The following is a 22,277-nucleotide window of genomic DNA, read 5'->3' on the forward strand; positions in this document are numbered from 1 at the left end:
TCAGAAACAGCCGGACAGAATAAACAGCCTTTTCAATGCAACTAAGAACATTATGATAAAAGAGTTGCAAGGTCAGAGGCATTCGCGGCTGTTTTTGATTATCAATTTACATTTTTTTAATAATAATGATGTGCTAAGGATGATAATGTTATGGATCTATCGAAGCGTAAGTTCAAGGATGACTTTAAGAAAATGCTGACAGAAGTCTATTCAATGGATATTACCGAATCAGAGTTAACGGAACAATTTTTTACATTAGGGAATTTGATCCGTTCGTACTCGTCAAAGAACTGGAGCCGAACAAATCAGCACTACAGTGAGAAGAAGGAAAAACAGGTCTATTATTTTTCGATGGAATTTCTCCTTGGACGAATGCTGAAAAGTAATTTATTGAATCTAGGCATTTTGGATACTGTGCGGAGCGCCTTACAAGATCTTGGAATTGATCTTGAAGAACTTGTGCAGATTGAACCGGATCCAGGACTTGGCAACGGTGGGCTGGGTCGTTTGGCAGCCTGCTTTATTGATTCAATGGCAACAAGCGAAATACCGGCACATGGCAACGGAATCCGCTTCAAATATGGTTTATTTAAACAGAAATTTGTCAACGGATATCAGGTGGAGCTTCCTGAAAATTGGCTGCAGAACGGAAATGTGTGGGAAACACGAAAAATGCATGCCGCAGTTACGGTGCGCTTCTATGGAAAGGTTTGGCTGCAGCAAACAGACAAAGGATTTTTAACCCCTCATTATGAGGGGGCTCAGGAGGTGTTGGCCGTACCCTATGACAGCGCAGTAATTGGCTACAAAAATAATGTTGTCAACACATTACGCCTGTGGTCTGCTGAATTACCTCCACAAGATGACATTTCCGACTACTGGGCCTATATTCATCAAAGAAATCAAATCGAGAGCATATCTGAAGTTCTGTATCCTGATGATTCTACGTATGAAGGCAGATTGCTACGTTTAAAACAGGAGTACTTTTTTGTTTCCGCAGGGATTCAGAGTATTATTCGTCATTTCAAAAAGATGCATCTGCATATGAATCATCTAGCCGAAAAAGTGGCGATTCATATAAACGACACGCATCCAGCACTCTGTGTTCCAGAGTTAATGCGCATTTTACTGGATGAGGAGCATATGGACTGGGAACATGCTTGGAATGTTACCGTCAATGTGATGAGTTACACGAATCATACCATTATGTCTGAGGCACTTGAAAAATGGCCAATCGACATGATCAGCTCGTTACTTCCGCGTATATACCAGGTCATCTGCGAAATCGATCGTCGGTACACCATGAAAATGGGCACATTGTTTGAACCTGCCATTATTGATCGAACGCAGATTATTGAAGGTGGGCATGTGAAAATGGCGCATTTGGCAATCATCGGCAGCCACAGTATTAATGGCGTTGCCCAACTTCATACGACCATTCTTAAGGAGAAAGTGTTACACGACTTCTTCCTTGTTTATCCGTCGAAGTTCAATAACAAAACTAATGGGATAACGCAACGCCGTTGGTTGATGCTTGCCAATGAACCGCTCCGCGATCTTATCAATCGCAAAATTGGCAATGAATGGGAAACAATGCCGACTGAATTAAAAATGTTAAAAGCTTTTCGCGATGATAATGAAACATTGCTTGAACTCGCACGTATCAAGCATTTGAATAAAGAACGTTTCGCCGACTATGTTCAAGAGACAATGGGGTTGGCTATAAATCCTGACGCCATTTTTGATGTTCAAATCAAACGACTTCACGCGTATAAAAGACAACTGATGAACTTACTGCACATTCTCAGTTTGTATTTCAAACTAAAAGATAATCCTGCGGCGGACATTCAGCCACGGGTGTTTATCTTCGGTGCCAAGGCAGCGCCAAGCTATACTTATGCCAAGCAAATAATAAAGCTAATCAATACAGTAGCTGAGCTGATTAACAATGACTCGTCTATAGAGAATAAGTTAAAGATTGTCTTTGTCGAGAATTATGGGGTGTCATTGGCAGAGAAAATCATACCTGCGGCAGATGTCAGTGAACAAATTTCACTTGCTTCGAAAGAAGCGTCAGGAACAAGTAATATGAAACTAATGCTTAATGGCGCAATCACTCTTGCCACGCTTGACGGCGCGAATGTTGAAATTAAGGAGCACGTCGGTTCCGAAAACATTGTGATTTTTGGTTTGCGAGAAGAGGAAGTGTATCAATATTATCATGATGGGTCCTACCACTCACGTAGCTACTATGAGAATAATCCGGTTCTGCACAGGGTCTTGGATGCATTGATTGATGGAACCATTCCCGGAGTTGTGGCTGAAGGGCACTCAATATTTGATTCATTGGTCCAATACGGCGATGAGTATTTTGTGCTTCGTGATTTTGACGCCTACGTCGCTGCTCAGGAACGAATTGATTCTCTCTATCGTGACATGTTGAAATGGCAGCGTATGGCATTGATCAATATCGCTGGTGCGGGAATTTTTTCATCCGATTATACAGTGCAGCAATATGCGAACCAGATTTGGGATGTGTCGTCAAACGCTCATCTGAAATGAGGCTTTTTGGTTTGAGAAAGAGGGAGTTGCTTCATGGGAGTTCCAAAGGTATCTTTTAATTCATGGTCTGAGGCATTCAGACGTCCGTTTGGAGCGGTAAAGACGGGCAGCAGCATTTATTTTTCAATTAAGGTGGCCAACATTGATGTCATTGAAGTGGATTTAATGATTCAAAGGGACGGAGAACAGGCGCAGGTGCGTCAAATGGCGCCATCCTCAGAAAAAGAGGATATGTACTACGTGAAACTAACAACTGAAAGTCCCACACGTCTCTATTTCTATCACTTCAGAATTATTTATCAGGAAGATTTGCATGAAAGAATAATTTATTATGGAAAGTCGGAAGATAATTATGGCGGAGAAGGACGATTAGTTTCAGATCTTTCTCAGATTGAACAGTATCAAATTACGTGCTTCAACAAATTGGATCCTGCACCCGACTGGTATGTCAACGGAGTAATCTATCATATTTTCATCGATCGATTTTCCAATGGTGAACGCAATCATCGCGTGCTGAATCCGAAGAAAAACACATTCATCTACGCAACCGAAGAGGATCTTCCCTATTATATTCGCGATAAAAACGGAGATATCGTTCGTTGGGATTTCTATGGGGGTAATTTGAGCGGGATAATTAACAAATTGCATGATTTAAAGCTGCTTGGTGTCACGATACTTTATCTAAGTCCGATCTTTGAAGCGAGCAGTAATCACAAATACGATACAGCAAACTATAGACGTATCGATCCGATGTTTGGTGATCGGAAGACATTTGACAAGCTAATCAACAAGGCACGTCGATACGGCATTCACATCATACTTGACGGAGTGTTTAATCATGTCGGGGCTGACAGCATCTACTTCAACCGTTTTGGAACGTATGGAAATACCGGTGCATACAAGGATCAATCATCTCCATACCGAGATTGGTTCACCTTTCATGGCGATCAAGATCATTATGACTGTTGGTGGAATATCTCGGATCTGCCAACTGTTAATAAAGAGAAGGAAAGCTATCGGAAATTTATTTACGATGCTGAAGACAGTGTCGTGGATACCTGGTCGGCATCTGGAATCGGCGGTTGGCGGTTGGATGTTGCCGATGAATTAAGTGATGATTTTATTGCCGGAATTCGAAAATCGATCAATCGGCATGAAGAAAAAGATGATCACAAGGTACTTATTGGCGAGGTGTGGGAAGATGCGTCAAATAAAATTGCTTATGGCAAAAGGAGGCATTATCTTGAGGGCGGTATGCTTCATGGCGTGATGAACTACCCGTTTCGCACGCTAATCATCGAGTTGATTAACGGGAAAATAAACGCGCGACAAGCTGTTCGTGCGGGTTTGACGTTGAAATCCAATTATCCGAGCGACACTTTATTTGCCAATATGAACAACATAGGCACACATGACACAGAGCGTATTTTGACAGTGCTTGACAACGATGAAAAGAAGCTGCAGTTGGCCATTTGGCTGCTGATGGTTTTACCGGGAGTTCCATGTGTGTATTACGGTGATGAGGCCGGTCTCACGGGAGGTAAAGATCCGGATAATCGTCGTTTTTATCCCTGGGGCAGGGAAAACCGAAAAATAGTGACGATATTCCATGAAGCGATCCAGGCGCGTAGAACGGATGAGAATCTGCAGACGGGAGATTTCTATCCATTTTCCATAGGTGCTCTGTTTGGCTGCTTGCGTCTGCGTTCGACAGAAAACTATACTGTATTTCTCATGAATCCTACTATGGATTCGGTTGATTTGGATATAAACCAATTTATTGATGAGACGTGCGGCAATCTCATTCGTGGTTGTCTGCAAAGTGTTCTCCCTGCTACGAAGCAGCTCAATGCACAAGCGTTTCAGATTCTAAAATCAAATGAATGAATTGATCAAACACTTAGTAAGGGTTAATAGAAGCAAACTGCTGTTAAAAAAATGAAAATCATTCAAAAAACTTGCGAATTGGCAAGTTTTTCTTAAAATATTTCTTTTTTCGAAAATATCACTGTTTATTTATGTTATTATATACGTACACAAAAAAAGGCAGAAGATTTTGTAGGTCTTTTCGGGCAATATAAGAGAGTCCAAGAGAAAACCGACTGAATGTTCTGTTACTATCAGAAACGCAAGGAGGAGTTTACATTGTCAGAGTCTTATGTATATTATCAAGGGAAAATCGTGAAAGAGGACGATGTGAAAATCAGCGTCCGAAGCAAGGCATTTAATTATGGCCTTGGTGTATTTGAAGGCATTCGCGCTTATTGGGATGATGAAAAACAACAGCTGTACGGTTTCAAACTTAAGGAACACTATGAACGGCTGAAGGAATCTGCTAAGACAGTTAACCTGGATTTTGATTTTTCAGTAGATGAACTGATCGAAGGAACAATCGCACTTCTTAAAGCAAACAACTGTAGGACAACTACATATCTTCGTCCTATCGTTTATAACGATGCACTGGATATCGGACCGACGCTGGACGGCAAAGATGCTAAGGTTGTTATCTACACACAACCGTTAAACAAATACGCAGGAAAATCAGAATTGAGTGTTGGTATCACTTCATGGAAAAGAATTTCGAACAACCAACTTCCGCCACGTACAAAAGCAACGGCAGCCTATCTTAACTCTGCACTGGCTGCCCTTGAAACAAAGCGTGCCGGATTCGATGAAGCGATCTTTTTAACTGACGGGGATCATGTCTGTGAAGGTTCAGGGGAGAATATCTTCATATTCCGTAAGGGCAAATTGGTTACACCGCCACCGGCAGACAATATTCTTGAAGGCATCACACGCGATCTCGTCATGAAACTTGCGAAAGAAGAATTGGGACTTGAAGTTCAGGAACGCAGTATCTCGAGATCTGAACTTTATGTTGCAGACGAAGTATTCTTCAGCGGAACCGCGATGGAAGTCACCCCTATCGTCGATGTTGACCACCGCACAATTGGAACCGGTCACGAAGGCGAAGTGTGCAAACAGATTAAGGAATTGTTCTTTGGGTTGACTGTAGGAAAGAATCCAAAATACGCAGAATCATGCACACCGGTATACGATAAATAATTTAAAAAATGCCATATAAAAGCAAAATAAAAAAGAGAGGAAAATTCTCTCTTTTTTATTTTGCTTTTTCAAAGAGTACATCCTTGAGAATGATGAAAAAAAGAACAAAGCCGATGGTTAGGACAATATGCCCCATTCCCGCCATTCCGGCGATTGCGGGTCCGGATGAGACGCCGAGCACGTCCCGTGTTCCATGAATGACCATAATCGTGATCGTCCAAACAACTCCGACATTGTAGGTCCAAAAAAATAACGAAAATCGCTTGCTCGCGGTAAGGACGAAGACTTTCTCCATAACGATCAAGATAAGGAAAAAGAACATGCCGAGAATTAGTAAATGCGTATGCAGAATTGACAGCATGGACTCGCCATGAAAATTCATCGCTTTGGTTAACTCACGATAATAGATACCGGAGCCAAGGCCTGCGATCATGTAAATAAGTGCAGCCACATATAATTTTTTCATAATAAAAATCCTCCGTGAATATGTACGTTCTCTTTTATTATAGCTTGTTTGCTTAATATGGTGAGTGATTTGCATCGAGATAGAGGCTCTTGTTACACTATTAATTGGGGATAAGAAGGGAAAACGAACTTTTAATCGTAAAGCGAGGGAAACAATGACATTAACCATCGAACATTTGAGCAAACGTTTTCAAGAATTTGTTGCGGTCGACAATCTGAATTTTACGGCTAAACAAGGCGAAATCTTTGGACTGATCGGTCAAAATGGTGCAGGGAAGACAACAACCTTTCGGATGATCCTCAATTTAATTGCTCCAACTTCCGGTGCAATTAAATGGGAAGGTGAATCGGTTCATACGCTTAATCGGGATTGGATCGGTTATCTGCCAGAAGAAAGAGGCTTGTATCCTAAAATGACTGTGGGAGATCAATTATTGTTTTTTGGGCAGCTGCGCGGCAAATCAAAGCGAACGTTGATATTAGAGATCAATGAATGGCTTGAGCGATTTGAATTGACGGATAAACGAAAAGTACTTACAGAGACACTTTCAAAGGGGAATCAACAGAAAGTGCAATTGATTGCCAGCTTGATCCACAAGCCCCGCCTGCTGATCTTGGACGAACCGTTCAGCGGACTTGATCCGGTCAATGCAGGTTTGCTTAAGAATGCGATTATCGCACTGAAAAATCAGGGGACAGTAATCATTTTTTCCAGTCATCGGATGGATCATGTTGAGGAGCTGTGTGATCATATCTGTCTTTTAAAGCGAGGAAAATCACTGTTTTCAGGAGCGATTATTGATCTGAAAAAGCAGTATGGAAAAGTCAATCTTACCGTTCGCGGTCCATTTATGACATCTGATTTGTCCGGACTTCCTGGTGTGATCTCTGTATCGGAAGAAAAGGACATGTATCGGCTGATTTTGTCACACGAAGATGATGCACGTCCGATTTTTAAAACGTTGACGCAAGACGGATTTATCGAACGCTTCAGCTTGGACTATTTGTCGCTTGAAGAACTCTTTAAACGGAAGGTGGCGGGCGAGAATGTCTAAATTTATGCTCTTATTTTCACAATCTTATACGAGTAAATTAAAAGCAAAATCCTTTTATATTACAACACTCATCATGCTGATCGGTGTCGCGTGTTTTTTTCTCTGGCCGACAATAAGCGGGTGGTTTGCAACTGCGGATAAACCGCTTAGCATTGTCATTGTTGATCAAACAAAAGAAAACGCTGCATCATATTTTAACAGCAACAAAAAAATCAGCTTTAAAACGTCCAATCATTCTCTTAAGGAAGAAGAGAATCAAGTTCTGAAGGGGAAAACAGATGCTTTGCTCCTGCTGTCTTTAAAAAATGGTGATCAATTGAATGCAGAGCTGCAAACGAAGAAACCGCTTGAGCTTAACAATCAGCAGATGCTTGAACAGCAAGTACAATCCGCAAGCCAGCTGTTTACCATCCAGCAACTCAAGCTCACCGCTGATCAGGCGCAGCGCATCATGAATCAGAACGTACAATTGAGTCAAAAAGTCATATCCCAGGCAGCAGAGAAAGGGAAGACGAGTGAGGAGAAGACAACCGCGACAATTGTATCGTACGCTGTCGCTTTCATTATCTATTTATTCGTCCTTTCTTATCTCTCCATCATTTCGTCTGAAGTAGCCGCAGAAAAGGATTCGCGGATTATGGAAATCATTATTTCCAGTACATCACCGGTGATGCATTTGCTGTCGCGGGTCAGTGGCGTGCTTGCCTTGGCGATGACCCAATTTGCTGTTTTGATTGCCGCGGCACTGATCATGGCCCGCAGCTTTCAGTCAGGAAAATACTGGGATCTGCTGAACGATCTCTTTTCATCGCTCACTGCAGGCTATACGGCATATGCTATTTTCTTTTTCTTCTTTGCCTGTGTGCTTTACACGTTGATGGGCGCTGTACTTGGATCACTCGTTAATAAAGTACAGGATGTCGGTCAGGCGGTGATGCCTGTCACCATGATGCTTATGGTCGGATTCTTTATCGCCATCAGCGGTATGAGCAATCCGGATACCTTGCTGATTAAAATTTTTTCCTATATTCCATTCACCGCCTCGATGATTATGCCCATGCGAATCGGAGCAACAGATATGAGTTTATGGCAGGCTTTACTCTCACTGCTGATTCTCGGTGGAACTATAGTCGGACTTTTCCTATTTAGTTTGCGGTTCTATCGCGGTTCGGTGCTCACGTATGCAAATGGTTCTTTTATCAAGAAAATCAAACAAGCAATTCTACTCTCCAAATAAGATCAAGGATTGGAAAAATTCTTTCCAATCCTTTTTTTTTCTTGAAAAATTACTTTGACACATAGAGTAATCGATGGTAGTATTACTATAACAGATAGAGTAATGATCTATTGATATGGGGTGGTACTATTCGCAGCGACATTTTAAGAGGGCATCTGGACTCGATTATTCTTCGGCTTCTTAAGGAGGCAGATTCATACGGGTATGAACTTTCAAAGAAAATCAGTCAAAAGAGTGACGGAAAATTTGAAATTAAAGAGGCAACACTTTACGCCGTTTTTCAACGATTGGAGAAAAAGCAGTTAATCGAATCGTATTATGGGGAACGGTCTCATGGGGGGAAACGAAAATATTATAGAATTACGCCACTAGGAAAAGCGTACTTTCATGAGATGGTCAAAGAATGGCGAGAAGTTAAATACATTATGGATCTATTTATGGAGGAGATTGGTGAATGAAGCGTCTGACAGCTTATATTAATAAACTTTTTGAAGAGCTTCCTAGAGGTGATCAGACAGAGAAAGTAAAGGAAGAAATTATCCGCGATTTAGAAGAAAAGGTGGCTGATTTAGTCGAAGAAGGCAAATCGGAGGAAGATGCGATTAATAAAGTCATTGTCGAATTTGGCGACATCGACGAAATCAAGCAGGAAATGGATCTACCAGATTTTCCAAACAACCACAAACCAGAACTCGCGCGACTAAATCTTGGCTATTCTTTGTGGGGAAGCGGTCTAATTATTGCATTAGTCCTATTTATCAATTATTATTACACACCACATATAATCTGGTTTATTTATCCGGCATTCGCTGTTGCGTGGTGGCCGCTTTCTATGTTCTATCATTTGCACCGAAAAAAATTGGAGGGGAAAGGATGAATCGATCACTGCGCGAATTTATTGCATTGGGCAGCATCATGACGGGCATCTTTCTTCTAACGGTCAATCTGTTTACAGGTGTCTCGAGTTTTTGGGCTATTTATCCTGTCGCCTTATTACTTTGCCCGCTTGTATGGGTGATTATCAATGATAAGAAAAAAGGATCAATTGTTACCTCTAGTTTGTTTGTCGCATTTTGCGTCGTACAAAATTGGCTAGAAACACCGCACTATTTCTGGGTTGTCTATCTCTTGCCACTCGCAATTGCTTGGCCCGCTATTGTCTGCGCAGGCATGGCTGCTCTGAGACGCTCATTTTCGTATTACGTCAGTATTTCGGTAATTATGTATTATGTTATGCTCAATATTTATTTTGAACCACGTTTTCTTTGGTGCATTTTCCCAATCTTCGCCTTTGTCTGGTGGCCGCTTAGTATAAGTCTTGCGAGTCGTCCGCTAATGCTCGGCGTGCTAGGGGCAGGATGGACAATCATTTTTTTTGCCATGCTGAATATGATCACGACACCGAATCTTCTCTGGGCGATTCATCCGATTTTTGTCACTATTTGGTGGCCGGTGAGTGTCTATTTGGCGAAAAAACCTTTTCGATTCGCAGTTGTTGGTGCAATGCTCACCATTACATACTTTTCGATCATCAATTATATGCTCTCACCGGACCAATTGTGGGCTGTGTATCCGGCATTCGCTATTGTTTGGTGGCCATTATCTGTTTATTATTTTGTCAAACGTCCAGTGGAGGCATAACATTTCGAAACATAAGCACATTTTTTGAAACATAGTTTGGACAGAAGACGTATTAAGTGATACAGTGAGTCGAGAATCAATTATAATGATGTACGGAACGATAAACATTAGAAAGTACAGGACGGAATGTTTTTTAATAAAGGAGAGAATAAATGATGAGGTTAGCTATTGATGCTATGGGTGGAGATCACGCTCCTGATGCAATGGTGGAAGGAACATTGAAGGCGCTGAAAGAATTTCCGGATCTTCAGATCACTCTTGTTGGTGATAAGGATAAGTTAGTGAATTTGGTTGGTGAACAGAATCGAATCGATATTCTGCACACAACAGAGAAGATCGAAGGTACAGATGCGCCGGTTCAAGCCGTTCGAAGGAAAAAACAGGCATCAATGGTTTTGGCAGTTCAGGAGGTTCGTGAAAAACGTTGTTCTGCCGCTATCTCTGCCGGAAATACCGGGGCACTGATGGCATCCGGATTATTCGGTGTCGGGCGTATTAAAGGAATTGATCGGCCTGCGCTTGCCCCAACGTTACCTACTATTCATCAGAATAAAGGATTTTTGTTTCTTGATGTCGGGGCAAATGCGGAAACAAAGCCGGAGAATATGTTGCAATACGCGATCATGGGCGCAATTTATGCGGAGAAAGTGATGCATCGTCCCAACCCAAGAATTGGCCTTCTGAATATCGGTGAGGAAGCGGGAAAGGGAAATGAACTGGTGAAAGAGGCCTATAAGCTGTTGAGTAATGCGCCAATCAACTTTGTCGGCAACGTGGAATCACGTGAGCTGCTTGAAGGTCCGGCCGATGTGATTGTGGCAGACGGATTTTCGGGCAACATGGTGCTCAAGAGTATTGAGGGTACGGCTATGTCATTAATGAAGCTGCTCAAGGAAACGCTAGGCAGCTCTCTATATACAAAAGTACTGACCGGTCTCATGTACGGGAAATTAAAATCTGTGAAGCAGCATATGGACACATCAGCATATGGCGGCGCACTTCTCTTTGGCCTTGCGGCACCAATTATTAAAGTGCATGGCGCGGCTAAGAGTGAAGCCGTGTATACGGCGATTAAACAAGCACAGTTGCTGATTAAAGAAGATGTGGTTGGAACCATTGAACACACGTTCCATGATAAGCAGTATGACTGGATGAACAGTAAGGTCTGATAGATGTTAAAAAAACTCGGCGCCTGCCGAGTTTTTTATTTTTGAATTAATTCACAAAAGAGATGATTAATCCCATTGATACGGAGTTTCTTGATAAACATAGTAGTTAAGCCAGTTGGAGAAGAGCAGATGCGCGTGAGAACGCCAAATGTTCAAAGGCTGTCTCTCAGGATTATCACTAGGGAAATAGTGTTTTGGCAAGCTTGGATTAATTCCTTTCTTTAAATCACGTTGGTATTCGGTAGCAAGCGTTCCTGTGTCGTATTCGAGATGTCCGGTAATCATTATTTGTTTCCCATGATTCGCCATCAGGATAAACGGACCTGCTTCTTCTGATCCGGAGAGTACATGGATCTCCGGATGCAGAGCCAAAGCTTTGCGATCGACATCTGTATAGCGGGAATGCGGCGCAAAAAAAACGTCATCGAAACCGCGAAGTAATTTTTCTTTGGGTGAATAGAGTGTGTGTGCGAACACCCCTGATAGTTTTTCGGGATAGAGAATCTTATCAATACCAAAGTGATAATACAATGCGGCCTGAGCTCCCCAGCAAATATGCAAAGTGGACGTAACATGACTGTCAGCCCAATGCATGATTTCTGTCAACTCTTCCCAGTAATCTACCTCAGAAAAAGGCAACCGTTCTACAGGTGCGCCTGTAATAATCAGGCCGTCAAATTTTTTATGTTTTACTTCGTCAAAAACGGTGTAGAATTGATCGAGATGAAGATGACTCGTATTCTTGGATTGATGGGTTGCGGTTTTCATGAACGACACATTTACCTGCAACGGGGTGTTACTCAGATGGCGGAGCAATTGTGTTTCTTCCATCTCTTTTTCAGGCATCAGATTTAATATTAATATATTTAATGGACGAATGTCTTGGGTAATTGCACGATTTTCGTCCATAACAAAAATATTTTCATTTTCAAGAATTTCGCGCGCCGGAAGCAGCTGCGGTATTTTTATTGGCATTACATCAGTTCTCCTCATGGTTTACTTGGCATTTTTATTATAAACTGTTTTTAATCAATCGACTAGTTTCTTAATGAAAATGAGCATTAAAGAATTTGTAAAAGAATGTCGAGAATAAAAATATAGGTAAAATTAAACAAAAGAGGCAGGTAATCGGTTCTGAATATAGATAATACGCGTGAAACATTCGCAATTGTTTTGAAACAGCCTTTTAATTCACTAATAGTATCATAAATACAGATAGAGCGACATTTTTAAAACATTGTGGGAGGTTTGATTATTTTGGCAGCAGGAATCATGCACGCGTTAAACAGAGATATTGAAAAAAAATCAAAAAAAATATTTGAGGGAATATCGAAAGGACGAAAGAAGGCGCTCACTGACTGGTTCAGTGATCGATGGGCTGAGTTGGAAAATGCAAATCAGATTGTCAATAGTTATGATGAACGAGGAACAGACATAACAGCTGCGATGAAGGATCAGTTGAAACATAGTGATTCTTTTATTGAGTTCATGTTGCTCGATGAACATGGAGACGTTCTAGTCACAACATGTGAGAAGCATCTTAGTATTTCAATGGCGGATCTGCCCAATTACGAGTATGCTTTGCAAAATAAAAAATTAATGTACGGACCATACATAGATGAACGTACATTGAATCTTGATTTAAGCAGATTTCATTTTTCAGATGAAGTAACTTTAATGTTTTCTTTGCCAACTGTGAATGGGAAAGGGATTCCAAGAGTCTTTATGGGAAGGGTTCTGAATGATACGATGAGCAATGTTATTCAGGATGAAGACACGCATGTGTATAAGGACTCAGGTGACAACTATTTGTTCATGGTACGATCCAACCGGAATATTTTACCAGGTACGGCGATTTCACGAAGTCGATTTGAAGACGATACGTTTACGCTCGGCGATAATCTTAAGGATGGCGTACGCACCGCAAAATGGGGTAGGGTTCAAATTGAAAAACATACAGAGTTTGAGGTTCGGTTTATCGATCCGAAAACTGAAAAATTGCATCCCGGCATACAAAAAACGATTGATAATGGCAGCAATTTAGATACTTGGCCGGGATACCCGGACTACCGGCATATCATGGTTGGCGGAAAGGGAACGTTGATTCGTCCGCCACATTCAGATGAAGTATGGGGGATGATGTGTGAGGGAGACATATCGGAGATCTATAATTTTAAGAGTTTGAATCTACGTATAACTGTTTATTTTTCGGTTGCGGCCCTGATCGCGTCTGTAGCAAACGGTATTGCTTTTCATCATTCGCTTAATTTCGGCATAGGGTGTACCGTGGCGACATGGTTGATACTCTCCTCATCCGTTTTTTTCGCTGCAAAAAATATGGTGACTTCGCCGATCAGAAAAACGGTTGGGATACTCCAAGAAATTGCAGAAGGTGAGGGAGATTTATCTAAGCGCCTTAAAAAAAATTCAAATGATGAGATCGGTGAACTATCACGATGGTTCAACAAATTTATAAACAGTCAAATGGCAATGATCAAGCGTGTCGGTGTGTCTGCCAACTCATCTAAAAGTGTATCAGCGACTGTGTCGAAGATGACAAAAAAAATAGCTGGCGGCATGGATCTTGCCGGACAAACTGTGGATGAATTAGTGCTAACAGCAAAAGAGCAGAATGGCGTTTTTCAAAATGCTCGCGATCATTTTAATGGCCTTTCTGCGTCCATCCAAGAGATGGGCTCGTTAATTCATGAAGTGAGCGCGAATACCGATGATACCAAAGACCGAATGCTTCGAGCGAATACGGCGTCCTCTGTTGCGCTTGAACTGGCTAGTGGTCTTGAACGCGAAATGGACGGAACAATGAAACGAATCAATCAACTACATATACAATCTGAGGCCATTACCAAAGCAGTTACCGTGATCAATGATATTAGTGAACAGACTCAGCTGCTCGCGCTTAATGCGGCTATTGAAGCTGCACGCGCCGGAGAGGCTGGCAGAGGTTTCGCGGTTGTGGCCAAGGAAGTGTCGAAGCTCGCTGAGCAAACAGAACAAGCAACGCAATCAGTTGGCGAACTTGTTCGGAATATACAGGAAGAGACAAATCGAACCTTGTCTGATATCAAGAATACGAGTGATATGGTAAATCAATCGACAACACAAATTAAATCGACAGTCAGCACTTTTAATTTTATTACCAAAAACGTTGGCGATATCTCGAAAAAAACAGATCAATTACTCGATATTACAACAAAGGAAAGCGGAGATCTAGATGACATTGTGCAATCAATTAACCATTCCGCCGATGAGATAGACATGAGAACCGCTCAAGACGCCTCAAGCAGCGAGGCGTCGATTGATACGCTTCGTTCTGTATCCGAAGAAATTGTACGTCTCAAACAGATCACTGATAATCTTGACTATGTATCTAATCAAGTGCAAACTATGGTTTCTTCATTCAAAATTGTGTAATTTCTGTAATAGACTCTCGCATCAATCAGTAGATGATTGGTGCTTTTATTTATATTTATCAAAATAATAGTGCTTTTTCAGAAATTAATTAACAAGGAAATACAAGTTTCTGAAAACGCTGCAAAAGGCTATGCTATCAGTTTTTATTACATTTTCGAATTGTCTAAATAGTAAAAATGATGTAAGATATTCTTACATAGATAATGACTATATGCTCATAATAAATTACTATGATCTTTAAAGAGCCGCATTAAAAACAGAGAAAAGATAGAACTATATTGCGGGGGTGAGTTCTACATAAAATTATCTGAGTTTTTAAAGTTGTTTCGCTTTTATAAAAAGGAGGGTTAAAATGAAATTAAAGAAAATTATTCCACTATTGGCAGTTATTTGTTTATTATTAGGGGTTATTGGCGGGTGCTCTTCAAAATCAGGTGGTTCCAGTGGTAAGACTGTTATCGAAATCGGAAGTCAATCCCCGCTATCCGGTGGTAGCGCAACTCTTGGAGATGCGATCCGTCTTGGAGCTGAATTGGCGATTAGCGATCAAAAAGCGGCATTTGAAAAAAAGGGATTTACTATTAAGTTGAAAGACCTTGATGATCAAGGAGATCCCAAAAAAGGTGTGGCGAACGCTCAGATTCTCGCAGCCGACAAAAATGTACTAGCCCTTGTCGGTCACTTGAACTCAGGTGTTGCAATTCCTTCTTCCGAAGTATATGAAAAAAATAGCTTACCGATGGTTTCTCCGGCAACAACAGCTACTGTTGTTACGGATCGTAAATTGAAAACCGTTAATCGTATCTGCGCACGTGACGATTTCCAAGGTCCTGCCGGTGCAAACTACGCAATTAAAACACTGAAAGCTAAGAAGATTTTCGTTATCCAGGATAAAACAGCTTATGGTTCCGGTCTTGCGGACCAATTCAGAAATCAAGCTAAAAAGCTTGGTGCAGATATTGTCGGCTATGAAGGCATCACAGTTGGTGAAACTGACTTCAATGGCGTGCTCAGCCAAGCCATGACAAAGAAACCTGATCTGATCTACTTTGGTGGTGTTTATGCAGAAGGTGGACTTATCATTAAACAAGCACGTCAAAAAGGATTTGACGGTCCAATCATGGGCGGCGACGGTCTTGACTCTTCTTCCACCGTACAAATTGCCGGCGATGCAGTTAAAGGTGTATACCTGACATCTGTTGCCGGAGATGTTACGAAAACAGAAAAAGGTCAGGAATTTGCTAAGAAATACAAAGAAAAATTCGGTAAAAATGTTGAATCATACTCAGCATATGGCTATGATGCTGCGGGTGTCATTCTTAAAGGGCTTATGAAAGCAATCGATGACAATGACGGCAAGAAACCAACTCGCGAACAAGTAACTAAAGCAATCCGCGCAGTCAAAGACTACGATGGAGTGACAACGAAAGTAAGCTTTGATGATAAAGGTGACAACAAATTCGCTAAAGTTTACATTTATAACTTCGATCAAGCGAAATATCCACCGGTTCAAAAAGCTGAAATCAGCCAGTAATAAGTAAATTGCTACTATTTTAAGTAGTGGATGGTCAATAAATATCTGATGTGGACTAAAAGGGTATGGAGCATTAGGCTATACCCTTTTAGGATTTATTAAAAGGAAATTTCACATAATATAGGACTGAGAATGTCTCTTTTACCATTAAAAATACATCTAATTTAAACAACTAGTTTGGGAAAGTGGTGAGATAATGCTCGCACATATTATTCAAAACTTGCCCCAAGTACTCATTGATGGCCTGACGCTTGGCGTTGTTTATGCAGTCGTAGCGATCGGTTATACAATGGTTTATGGCATTCTCGAATTGATTAACTTCGCACACGGCGACGTGTTCATGACTGGTGCCTATATTGGAGCGACTATTCTATTTCTATTGATGGGGTTCGGGCTTTTATCTTCATTACCTGCTCTGATTGTTTTCTTAATTGTAATCATCTTAGCAGGGACAGTGACCGGTATGCTGGGCGTTGGCATTGAACGTGTCGCATATAGACCGTTGCGACGAAAGAACGCGCCTAAATTAATCGCACTGATCACATCAATTGGTATTTCTTTTGTGCTCGAGGACGCTGTTCGGTTTATCGCGGAACTCAAAACAGGGAACTATATTATTACGGCTCCTTCGATGTTTAACCATAAATTCAATATTGATATTCATCATGTGTTGCCGTTCTTTAACAACGCCACATTCCAAGCATCCTTTTTGTTGGTGCTCGTTGTAACTATCATCATGCTTATCTCCTTAGATCTTTTTGTAAATAAGACAAAGTGGGGAATGGCGATGCGTGCGGTTGCTCAAGACCGCGACACTGCCTCTCTCATGACAATTAATGTTAACCGTGTCATCTCTGTAACCTTTTTTATAGGTTCTGCACTAGGCGGAGCAACTGGCGTTCTTTTCATGATCCAATACGGCACAATTAACCCTTATATTGGATTTATCTTGGGTATCAAGGCGTTTACTGCTGCCGTCCTTGGTGGAATTGGTAACATCCGCGGTGCAATGTTCGGAGGCGTTATGCTTGGTCTTCTTGAAATGTTTGCAGCTGCCAACCTTTCTATAATTACTAACGGCGCTATGGGTGCCGAATATAAAGACGTATTTGCTTTTATTATTCTGATTCTGGTACTTATCTTCAAACCAGAAGGCTTATTTGGCAAAGCCGTCGTAGAGAAAGTGTAGGTGGAAAGTGTGAGTGCATTCTTTGGAAAACTTATGCAAAGCAAAAAGAATCAAATCATCTTGTTTATCGCGTATGTCGTTCTGGCAGGAGCGGGACTTTTCTTGCTTCCTGATTCGACGATTGCGTTCTTGATGCTGCTTTTCTCAATTCTGATACTGTACCATCTAAACTTTAATTTGAGGGCGAAGTGGATTTCGGGTATTGTGATCCTCGCCATCATCATGCCTTTTATTGCAAGTCAAAGTGATTCATATCAAACCTACATGGAAGTTGGAACACTAGTCGGCATCTATTGTGCAATGGCATTAGGACTTAACATCGTTGTCGGATTTGCCGGATTGCTCGACCTTGGATTTATCGCCTTTTTCGCGGTTGGCGCGTACTCTTACGCAATCTTTGCCAGCGAACAAGCCTCTAAATTCATGCCTTTTGGTCATTATCCGCTTCCGGGAGGTTCCTTTTGGATCTTTATCATTGTTGGTGCAGCCGTTGCGGCACTATTTGGTATCCTGCTTGGTGTCCCTGTACTGCGTGTTCGTGGTGATTATCTGGCAATAGTTACATTGGGATTCGGCGAGATTATTCGAATCCTTCTAAACAATATGGATCACCCAATTAATATTACGAATGGATCGATGGGTATCGCTTCGATTACCCCGCCTAACTTTTTTGGAATTAGTATTGGGAGCTCCAGCCAATTCTACTACATCGTCTTCGGCATTTTTCTAGTTGTCATATATGTCGTGCGTAAATTAGAGAATTCAAAATTAGGCAGATCTTGGAAAGCAGTACGAGACAATGAAATTGCCGCTCAGGCGATGGGAATTCCGTTGGTCAAGACAAAATTGGCTGCCTTCGCGATTGGTGCCTCCTTCTCGGGAATGATGGGAGTCGTTTTCGCTGCAAAGCAAATGTTCGTAGACGCCACGAGTTTTACTTATCTAGAATCGACGATGGTGCTTGTAATGGTTATTCTTGGTGGAATGGGCAGTGTCCCAGGAGTCATTCTTGGCGCGGGAGTTGTTATCATTCTTAGAACTCAAGTACTAACCAACATTTCTAACTGGTTATCATCAATTAGCGCGGACTATGGTATTTCAATCCCGCCTGCAATATCACCTGAAAAAATGCAGCTTCTCATCTTTGGATTGTTGCTGATCATCTTTGCCTTGTATCGAACACAAGGGCTAATTCCGCATAAAAATCGTAAAGTAAATGTTGAAGTGCTGAAGAAAGAATCTGCTGAAGCTGCATTGGCTCGTGAAAAAGCCACATCAGGAGGTGCCGACTCGTGAATATTTTGGAAGTAAAGAATCTCACAAAAAACTTCGGAGGTTTGACGGCAACCTCAGATATTACAATGAATGTCGAAAAAAATTCAATTACTGCAGTTATTGGACCAAATGGCGCGGGTAAGACAACATTCTTCAACATGGTGACTGCTGTTTATAAACCTACTTCCGGCGATATTTTGCTTAATGGAAAATCACTCGTCGGTTTAAAACCACATCAGGTTTCTCAATTTGGAATTACACGTACCTTTCAGAATATCCGATTATTTAATGAAATGACGGTATTGGAAAATGTGCTCGTGGGTATGCATCAAAACCTGAAATCCCACTGGATTGGTACTTTACTACAGTTGCCGCATATTCGGAAAATTGAAGAGGCGGCAAAAGTTGAAGCCTATGATATCCTGAAGTATGTAGGACTTGAGGATTATGTTAATGAGAATGCTGGGAATCTAGCTTATGGGGCTCAGCGCCGATTGGAGATCGGGCGCGCAATGGCTGCAAAACCTAAGATCCTATTGCTTGACGAACCGGCAGCAGGAATGAATCCAAAGGAAACTGATCGTTTGACAAGTTTGATTCATGATTTGCGTACGAAGCTTGATGTTACAATTATCCTTATTGAACACGATATGAAGCTGGTTATGAAAATTTCCGACTATATTTACGTTTTGGATCATGGTGAACTGATTGCTTCCGGAAAACCCGACGAGATCAGGACCAACAAAAGAGTTATTGAAGCATATCTCGGCAAGGGGGCGGTTGCGAATGACTGATACTGCTTCGAAGCATTTTCTCGAAGTTAATAAAATTGAGAGCTTCTATAGCCAAATTCAAGCGCTGGAAGGTGTTGAATTACACATTGATCAAGGGGAAATTGTCACTTTGATCGGAAGTAATGGTGCTGGAAAATCGACAACGTTAAAATCAATTAGTGGGCAAGTTCGACCAAAGAAAGGTTCAATTATTTTTGATGGAATGGATATCACAAATAATCAGGCTCACCAGACAGCTTTGCTCGGAATCGCACAGGTTCCTGAAGGACGACGTATTTTCCCTAGACTTTCTGTGCGTGAAAATCTTCAAATTGGCGCGTTTTCAGTTAAGGATAAGAATGTAATTGCAGAACGGATGGAGCGTGTATTCACTTATTTTCCGCGACTAAAGGAACGGCTCAGTCAAAAGGGTGGAACAATGAGTGGTGGCGAACAGCAAATGTTGGCAATTGGACGCGCACTGATGATGAAACCAAAGCTGCTGATGCTTGACGAACCCTCAATGGGTCTCGCTCCGATTATCGTCGAGCAGATTTTTGATATCATCAAGGAAATGAACAAAGAGGGCATGACCATTTTGCTTGTTGAACAAAATGCGTATCAAGCTCTCCAAATCGCTGATAGAGGTTATGTTATCCAAACCGGCAAAATTGTACTTGATGGCAAGGGCGATGATTTAATGAAAAATGAACAAGTGCGTGAAGCGTATCTTGCTTAAACTGACGCAAATCAAAAAGTAATGAAAAGTACCGGATTAACCTTTTGGTTAGTCCGGTACTTTTTACTACTGGTACGAAAATAAAAATTTTACGGAAACAGTTTAAATGGTTCGGATCGTCCCAATACCTTATATTTGATTGGCAAGCATTGATCACTATATAATTATGTCAACTACATTTATACAGGAAGGAGCCGCATCATACCATGAATTGGTTAAACAAGCTGTTTCATGGGAAGAAATGCGTACTTTGCCATCGACATACATCGGGAATGAGAAAATACATGGATGATCATGGTCAATTAATTTATGTCTGTCCTACGTGCAGTGGTTATGCAGAACGAAGAGCCTTTAGAAAGTTGAAGTAGTAGAGGAGGACAATGAATAACGATGCAACAAAATATATATGCGGCTGAAAGTGCAGATATTAAACACTTTGTCTCTGGAGAAAAGAAGAAAAATGATCACTATTTGCATGCGGTCATTCGCTTTGATGGTCTAATTGATGAGAAAATGCTTGCTCAAGCCATTCAAGAAACGCTTCCTGTGCTGCCGTTGCTTGAATGCCGCTATGTTGAAAATGGTGATAAAGCATATTGGGAAGAAGCGGGATGGAACGGTCAAGACATGGTACTTGTCGTGGAGACAGACGATGTGGAAGACTCTATTCAGAAAAATCTAACCATTAAGTTGAACGAAAAAATAGGTCCTCAACTACGGATCGCCATTGTGCGGAATAATGATCAGGATTCGTTAGCGATCATACTGAACCATATGATTTGTGATGGCGGAGGATTTAAAGACTATCTGTATTTGTTAAGCGCGTGCTATACGCGGCTTGCAGAGAGGAAACCAACTGCTGAAGCGTTGATAACCGATCCGCACGTGCGCAGTATTCATCAAGTCTTTGACACGATGAATGCAGAGCAACTGGAGCAAATCAAACACGCGAAGCTGACTAATTATAAACAGAGTAAGATAGATCATCTTCCACTTGCTGGGGACGAGAATAATCCGTTCATCATTACCCATGAAGTGAAAGCATCTCAATTTGATTGTATAAAAAACTATGCGAAAAGTAAGGGCGCGACTGTAAATGATGCACTGTTTGCGGCATATGTCTGTGCATTGTCTGAAGTAGTGAACTCAAATCCTATTGTTCTTGATTGTCCGGTTAATTTACGCGCTTATTTGCCGGTTGGCAGCCAGCCCGGATTTTGTAACTTAACTTCAAATATTACTTGTGCCGTGCCGAGTCATGTTGGGGAAAGTTATGATGAAGCACTGATGAGCGTCAGACAAGTAATGGAAGTGGAAAAGGGGAGCCTCGAGCCGCTCCGAGTTTATTGGGACCTGGAAGAAGCGTATCAAAACCATACACTCGCAGGAGCAAAAGAAATTTTTCCAACTATTTACAGTATCCCTGTTAATGGAATGACGAATATTGGCATCGTTGATGAGCAGAAGTTAAGCTTTGCGGGACTTGTTATTCGTGATGTGTTTATTTCAGGCTCGATTAAATATGCGCCTTATTTTCAGATTGCGGTAACAACCTTTAGAAAAAAAATGACATTCTGCACAAATTTTCACGGCACAAAAGAAGACCACCATTTTCTTGATGCCTTTGTTAATCAAATAATCAGCAAACTGCCTCACGCATAATAAAAATCGAGAGCCCATAGGACTCTCGATTTTTATTATGCTCGAATCTGATTGTATAATTGATAGGCAGTATCGCTGATTGTCATTCGATCGACTGAAGCAGGTGACTGCTCTGATTGGATCTGATTGATCTGCCGATTCAAACCTGAGATACTCGTTTCAATGCGAGTGAGTGACTCTGTGCCCGACCCTGAATCAGTATGGAAATGAATTTGATCCGCCTGATACTGCAACGCCTTCTTTTCTTGCCTTAGGGCGGCAAGTTGATTATAGGTATTTTTCATCGATTGACCTGTTGTAATCACTGTCCGAATCTGAGGAATCGGCATCGAAATCCACCCCGGCTCATTGTTTTGACTCCATTATAAATGCATGCTGATTATGGAAAAGAGACTAATGAACCGAGTTTTTATAAAAAAGAAACTGTACAGGATAATAGACATGTGATTATGTGCTCACTGATGGGCTTTTAAAGAAG

The 22,277-nt window shown here is 41.4% G+C and carries 19 protein-coding genes; 16 read left to right on the forward strand and 3 right to left on the reverse strand.

The window, feature by feature from the left end:
* Positions 1-150: 150 nt before the first annotated feature.
* The 3 genes from BM003_RS00700 to BM003_RS00710 all read left to right on the forward strand — a co-directional run bounded on the left by BM003_RS00700 (position 151) and on the right by BM003_RS00710 (position 5,628).
* Entirely contained in the window at positions 151-2,562 is a 2,412-nt protein-coding gene (locus tag BM003_RS00700) for a glycogen/starch/alpha-glucan phosphorylase (RefSeq protein WP_093669065.1), read from the forward strand.
* Between the two features lie 33 nt (positions 2,563-2,595).
* Entirely contained in the window at positions 2,596-4,449 is a 1,854-nt protein-coding gene (locus tag BM003_RS00705) for a glycoside hydrolase family 13 protein (RefSeq protein ID WP_093669067.1), read from the forward strand.
* Positions 4,450-4,707: 258 nt separating this feature from the next.
* Positions 4,708-5,628 carry a branched-chain amino acid transaminase gene (locus BM003_RS00710; protein WP_093669069.1) on the forward strand — a complete coding sequence of 307 codons (921 nt, stop codon included), beginning with the start codon at positions 4,708-4,710 and terminating at the stop codon, positions 5,626-5,628.
* 55 nt (positions 5,629-5,683) lie between these two features.
* Here BM003_RS00710 and BM003_RS00715 read toward each other — a convergent pair whose 3' ends face one another.
* Positions 5,684-6,094 (reverse strand): DUF2871 domain-containing protein, encoded by a 411-nt coding sequence (locus BM003_RS00715; protein WP_093669071.1) that lies wholly within the window; start codon positions 6,092-6,094, stop codon positions 5,684-5,686.
* A 154-nt stretch (positions 6,095-6,248) separates the two neighbouring features.
* On the opposite strand from BM003_RS00715, the gene BM003_RS00720 reads away from it, so the two are divergent.
* From BM003_RS00720 to plsX, 6 genes are all read left to right on the forward strand, one after another.
* Positions 6,249-7,148 (forward strand): ABC transporter ATP-binding protein, encoded by a 900-nt coding sequence (locus BM003_RS00720; protein ID WP_093669073.1) that lies wholly within the window; start codon positions 6,249-6,251, stop codon positions 7,146-7,148.
* Entirely contained in the window at positions 7,141-8,385 is a 1,245-nt protein-coding gene (locus BM003_RS00725; RefSeq protein ID WP_093669075.1) for an ABC transporter permease, read from the forward strand. The genes BM003_RS00720 and BM003_RS00725 overlap by 8 nt, the downstream gene beginning before the upstream one ends.
* 110 nt (positions 8,386-8,495) lie before the next feature.
* The gene (locus BM003_RS00730; RefSeq protein ID WP_245733969.1) at positions 8,496-8,843 is read left to right on the forward strand and encodes a PadR family transcriptional regulator; all 348 of its coding nucleotides are present in this window, start codon (positions 8,496-8,498) and stop codon (positions 8,841-8,843) included.
* Complete coding sequence (locus tag BM003_RS00735) at positions 8,840-9,262, forward strand: permease prefix domain 1-containing protein (protein ID WP_093669077.1); 423 nt, start codon at positions 8,840-8,842, stop codon at positions 9,260-9,262. The genes BM003_RS00730 and BM003_RS00735 overlap by 4 nt, the downstream gene beginning before the upstream one ends.
* Positions 9,259-10,026 (forward strand): hypothetical protein, encoded by a 768-nt coding sequence (locus BM003_RS00740; RefSeq protein ID WP_093669079.1) that lies wholly within the window; start codon positions 9,259-9,261, stop codon positions 10,024-10,026. Before BM003_RS00735 ends, BM003_RS00740 begins: the two co-directional genes overlap by 4 nt.
* Before the next feature lie 155 nt (positions 10,027-10,181).
* A complete protein-coding gene (plsX, locus tag BM003_RS00745) occupies positions 10,182-11,195 on the forward strand; it encodes a phosphate acyltransferase PlsX (protein ID WP_093669670.1) in 1,014 nt (337 codons plus the stop codon).
* 66 nt (positions 11,196-11,261) lie between these two features.
* Here plsX and metA read toward each other — a convergent pair whose 3' ends face one another.
* Complete coding sequence (gene metA / locus BM003_RS00750) at positions 11,262-12,170, reverse strand: homoserine O-acetyltransferase MetA (RefSeq protein ID WP_093669081.1); 909 nt, start codon at positions 12,168-12,170, stop codon at positions 11,262-11,264.
* A 282-nt stretch (positions 12,171-12,452) separates the two neighbouring features.
* Between metA and BM003_RS00755 the strand changes: the two genes are divergently transcribed.
* From BM003_RS00755 to BM003_RS00785, 7 genes are all read left to right on the forward strand, one after another.
* Positions 12,453-14,627 carry a methyl-accepting chemotaxis protein gene (locus BM003_RS00755; protein WP_245733970.1) on the forward strand — a complete coding sequence of 725 codons (2,175 nt, stop codon included), beginning with the start codon at positions 12,453-12,455 and terminating at the stop codon, positions 14,625-14,627.
* 352 nt (positions 14,628-14,979) lie between these two features.
* On the forward strand, positions 14,980-16,161 hold the full coding sequence (locus tag BM003_RS00760; protein WP_093669083.1) for a branched-chain amino acid ABC transporter substrate-binding protein: 1,182 nt from the start codon (positions 14,980-14,982) through the stop codon (positions 16,159-16,161).
* Between the two features lie 196 nt (positions 16,162-16,357).
* Positions 16,358-17,350, forward strand: a complete 993-nt coding sequence (locus BM003_RS00765; protein ID WP_093669085.1) for a branched-chain amino acid ABC transporter permease — start codon at positions 16,358-16,360, stop codon at positions 17,348-17,350.
* A gap of 33 nt (positions 17,351-17,383) precedes the next feature.
* Positions 17,384-18,646 (forward strand): branched-chain amino acid ABC transporter permease, encoded by a 1,263-nt coding sequence (locus BM003_RS00770; RefSeq protein ID WP_093669674.1) that lies wholly within the window; start codon positions 17,384-17,386, stop codon positions 18,644-18,646.
* Positions 18,643-19,419, forward strand: a complete 777-nt coding sequence (locus BM003_RS00775) for an ABC transporter ATP-binding protein (RefSeq protein ID WP_093669087.1) — start codon at positions 18,643-18,645, stop codon at positions 19,417-19,419. The genes BM003_RS00770 and BM003_RS00775 overlap by 4 nt, the downstream gene beginning before the upstream one ends.
* Positions 19,412-20,137 (forward strand): ABC transporter ATP-binding protein, encoded by a 726-nt coding sequence (locus BM003_RS00780; protein WP_093669089.1) that lies wholly within the window; start codon positions 19,412-19,414, stop codon positions 20,135-20,137. Before BM003_RS00775 ends, BM003_RS00780 begins: the two co-directional genes overlap by 8 nt.
* Before the next feature lie 390 nt (positions 20,138-20,527).
* Positions 20,528-21,799, forward strand: a complete 1,272-nt coding sequence (locus tag BM003_RS00785) for a hypothetical protein (protein WP_093669091.1) — start codon at positions 20,528-20,530, stop codon at positions 21,797-21,799.
* 35 nt (positions 21,800-21,834) lie between these two features.
* Here BM003_RS00785 and BM003_RS00790 read toward each other — a convergent pair whose 3' ends face one another.
* On the reverse strand, positions 21,835-22,128 hold the full coding sequence (locus BM003_RS00790) for a hypothetical protein (RefSeq protein WP_093669093.1): 294 nt from the start codon (positions 22,126-22,128) through the stop codon (positions 21,835-21,837).
* Positions 22,129-22,277: the final 149 nt, after the last annotated feature.

Origin of the sequence: Sporolactobacillus nakayamae, assembly GCF_900113325.1 — a bacterium.
Taxonomy (GTDB): Bacteria; Bacillota; Bacilli; order Bacillales; family Sporolactobacillaceae; genus Sporolactobacillus; species Sporolactobacillus nakayamae.

Bases quoted from the DNA above. Each gene is read 5' to 3' on its own strand.
- BM003_RS00715 (WP_093669071.1), bottom strand. From the start codon at position 6,094: ATGAAAAAATTATATGTGGCTGCACTTATTTACATGATCGCAGGCCTT.
- BM003_RS00760 (WP_093669083.1), top strand. From the start codon at position 14,980: ATGAAATTAAAGAAAATTATTCCACTATTGGCAGTTATTTGTTTATTA.
- BM003_RS00700 (WP_093669065.1), top strand. From the start codon at position 151: ATGGATCTATCGAAGCGTAAGTTCAAGGATGACTTTAAGAAAATGCTG.
- plsX (WP_093669670.1), top strand. From the start codon at position 10,182: ATGAGGTTAGCTATTGATGCTATGGGTGGAGATCACGCTCCTGATGCA.
- BM003_RS00740 (WP_093669079.1), top strand. From the start codon at position 9,259: ATGAATCGATCACTGCGCGAATTTATTGCATTGGGCAGCATCATGACG.
- metA (WP_093669081.1), bottom strand. From the start codon at position 12,170: ATGCCAATAAAAATACCGCAGCTGCTTCCGGCGCGCGAAATTCTTGAA.
- BM003_RS00725 (WP_093669075.1), top strand. From the start codon at position 7,141: ATGTCTAAATTTATGCTCTTATTTTCACAATCTTATACGAGTAAATTA.
- BM003_RS00720 (WP_093669073.1), top strand. From the start codon at position 6,249: ATGACATTAACCATCGAACATTTGAGCAAACGTTTTCAAGAATTTGTT.
- BM003_RS00765 (WP_093669085.1), top strand. From the start codon at position 16,358: ATGCTCGCACATATTATTCAAAACTTGCCCCAAGTACTCATTGATGGC.
- BM003_RS00770 (WP_093669674.1), top strand. From the start codon at position 17,384: ATGCAAAGCAAAAAGAATCAAATCATCTTGTTTATCGCGTATGTCGTT.
- BM003_RS00780 (WP_093669089.1), top strand. From the start codon at position 19,412: ATGACTGATACTGCTTCGAAGCATTTTCTCGAAGTTAATAAAATTGAG.
- BM003_RS00735 (WP_093669077.1), top strand. From the start codon at position 8,840: ATGAAGCGTCTGACAGCTTATATTAATAAACTTTTTGAAGAGCTTCCT.
- BM003_RS00785 (WP_093669091.1), top strand. From the start codon at position 20,528: ATGCAACAAAATATATATGCGGCTGAAAGTGCAGATATTAAACACTTT.
- BM003_RS00705 (WP_093669067.1), top strand. From the start codon at position 2,596: ATGGGAGTTCCAAAGGTATCTTTTAATTCATGGTCTGAGGCATTCAGA.
- BM003_RS00790 (WP_093669093.1), bottom strand. From the start codon at position 22,128: ATGCCGATTCCTCAGATTCGGACAGTGATTACAACAGGTCAATCGATG.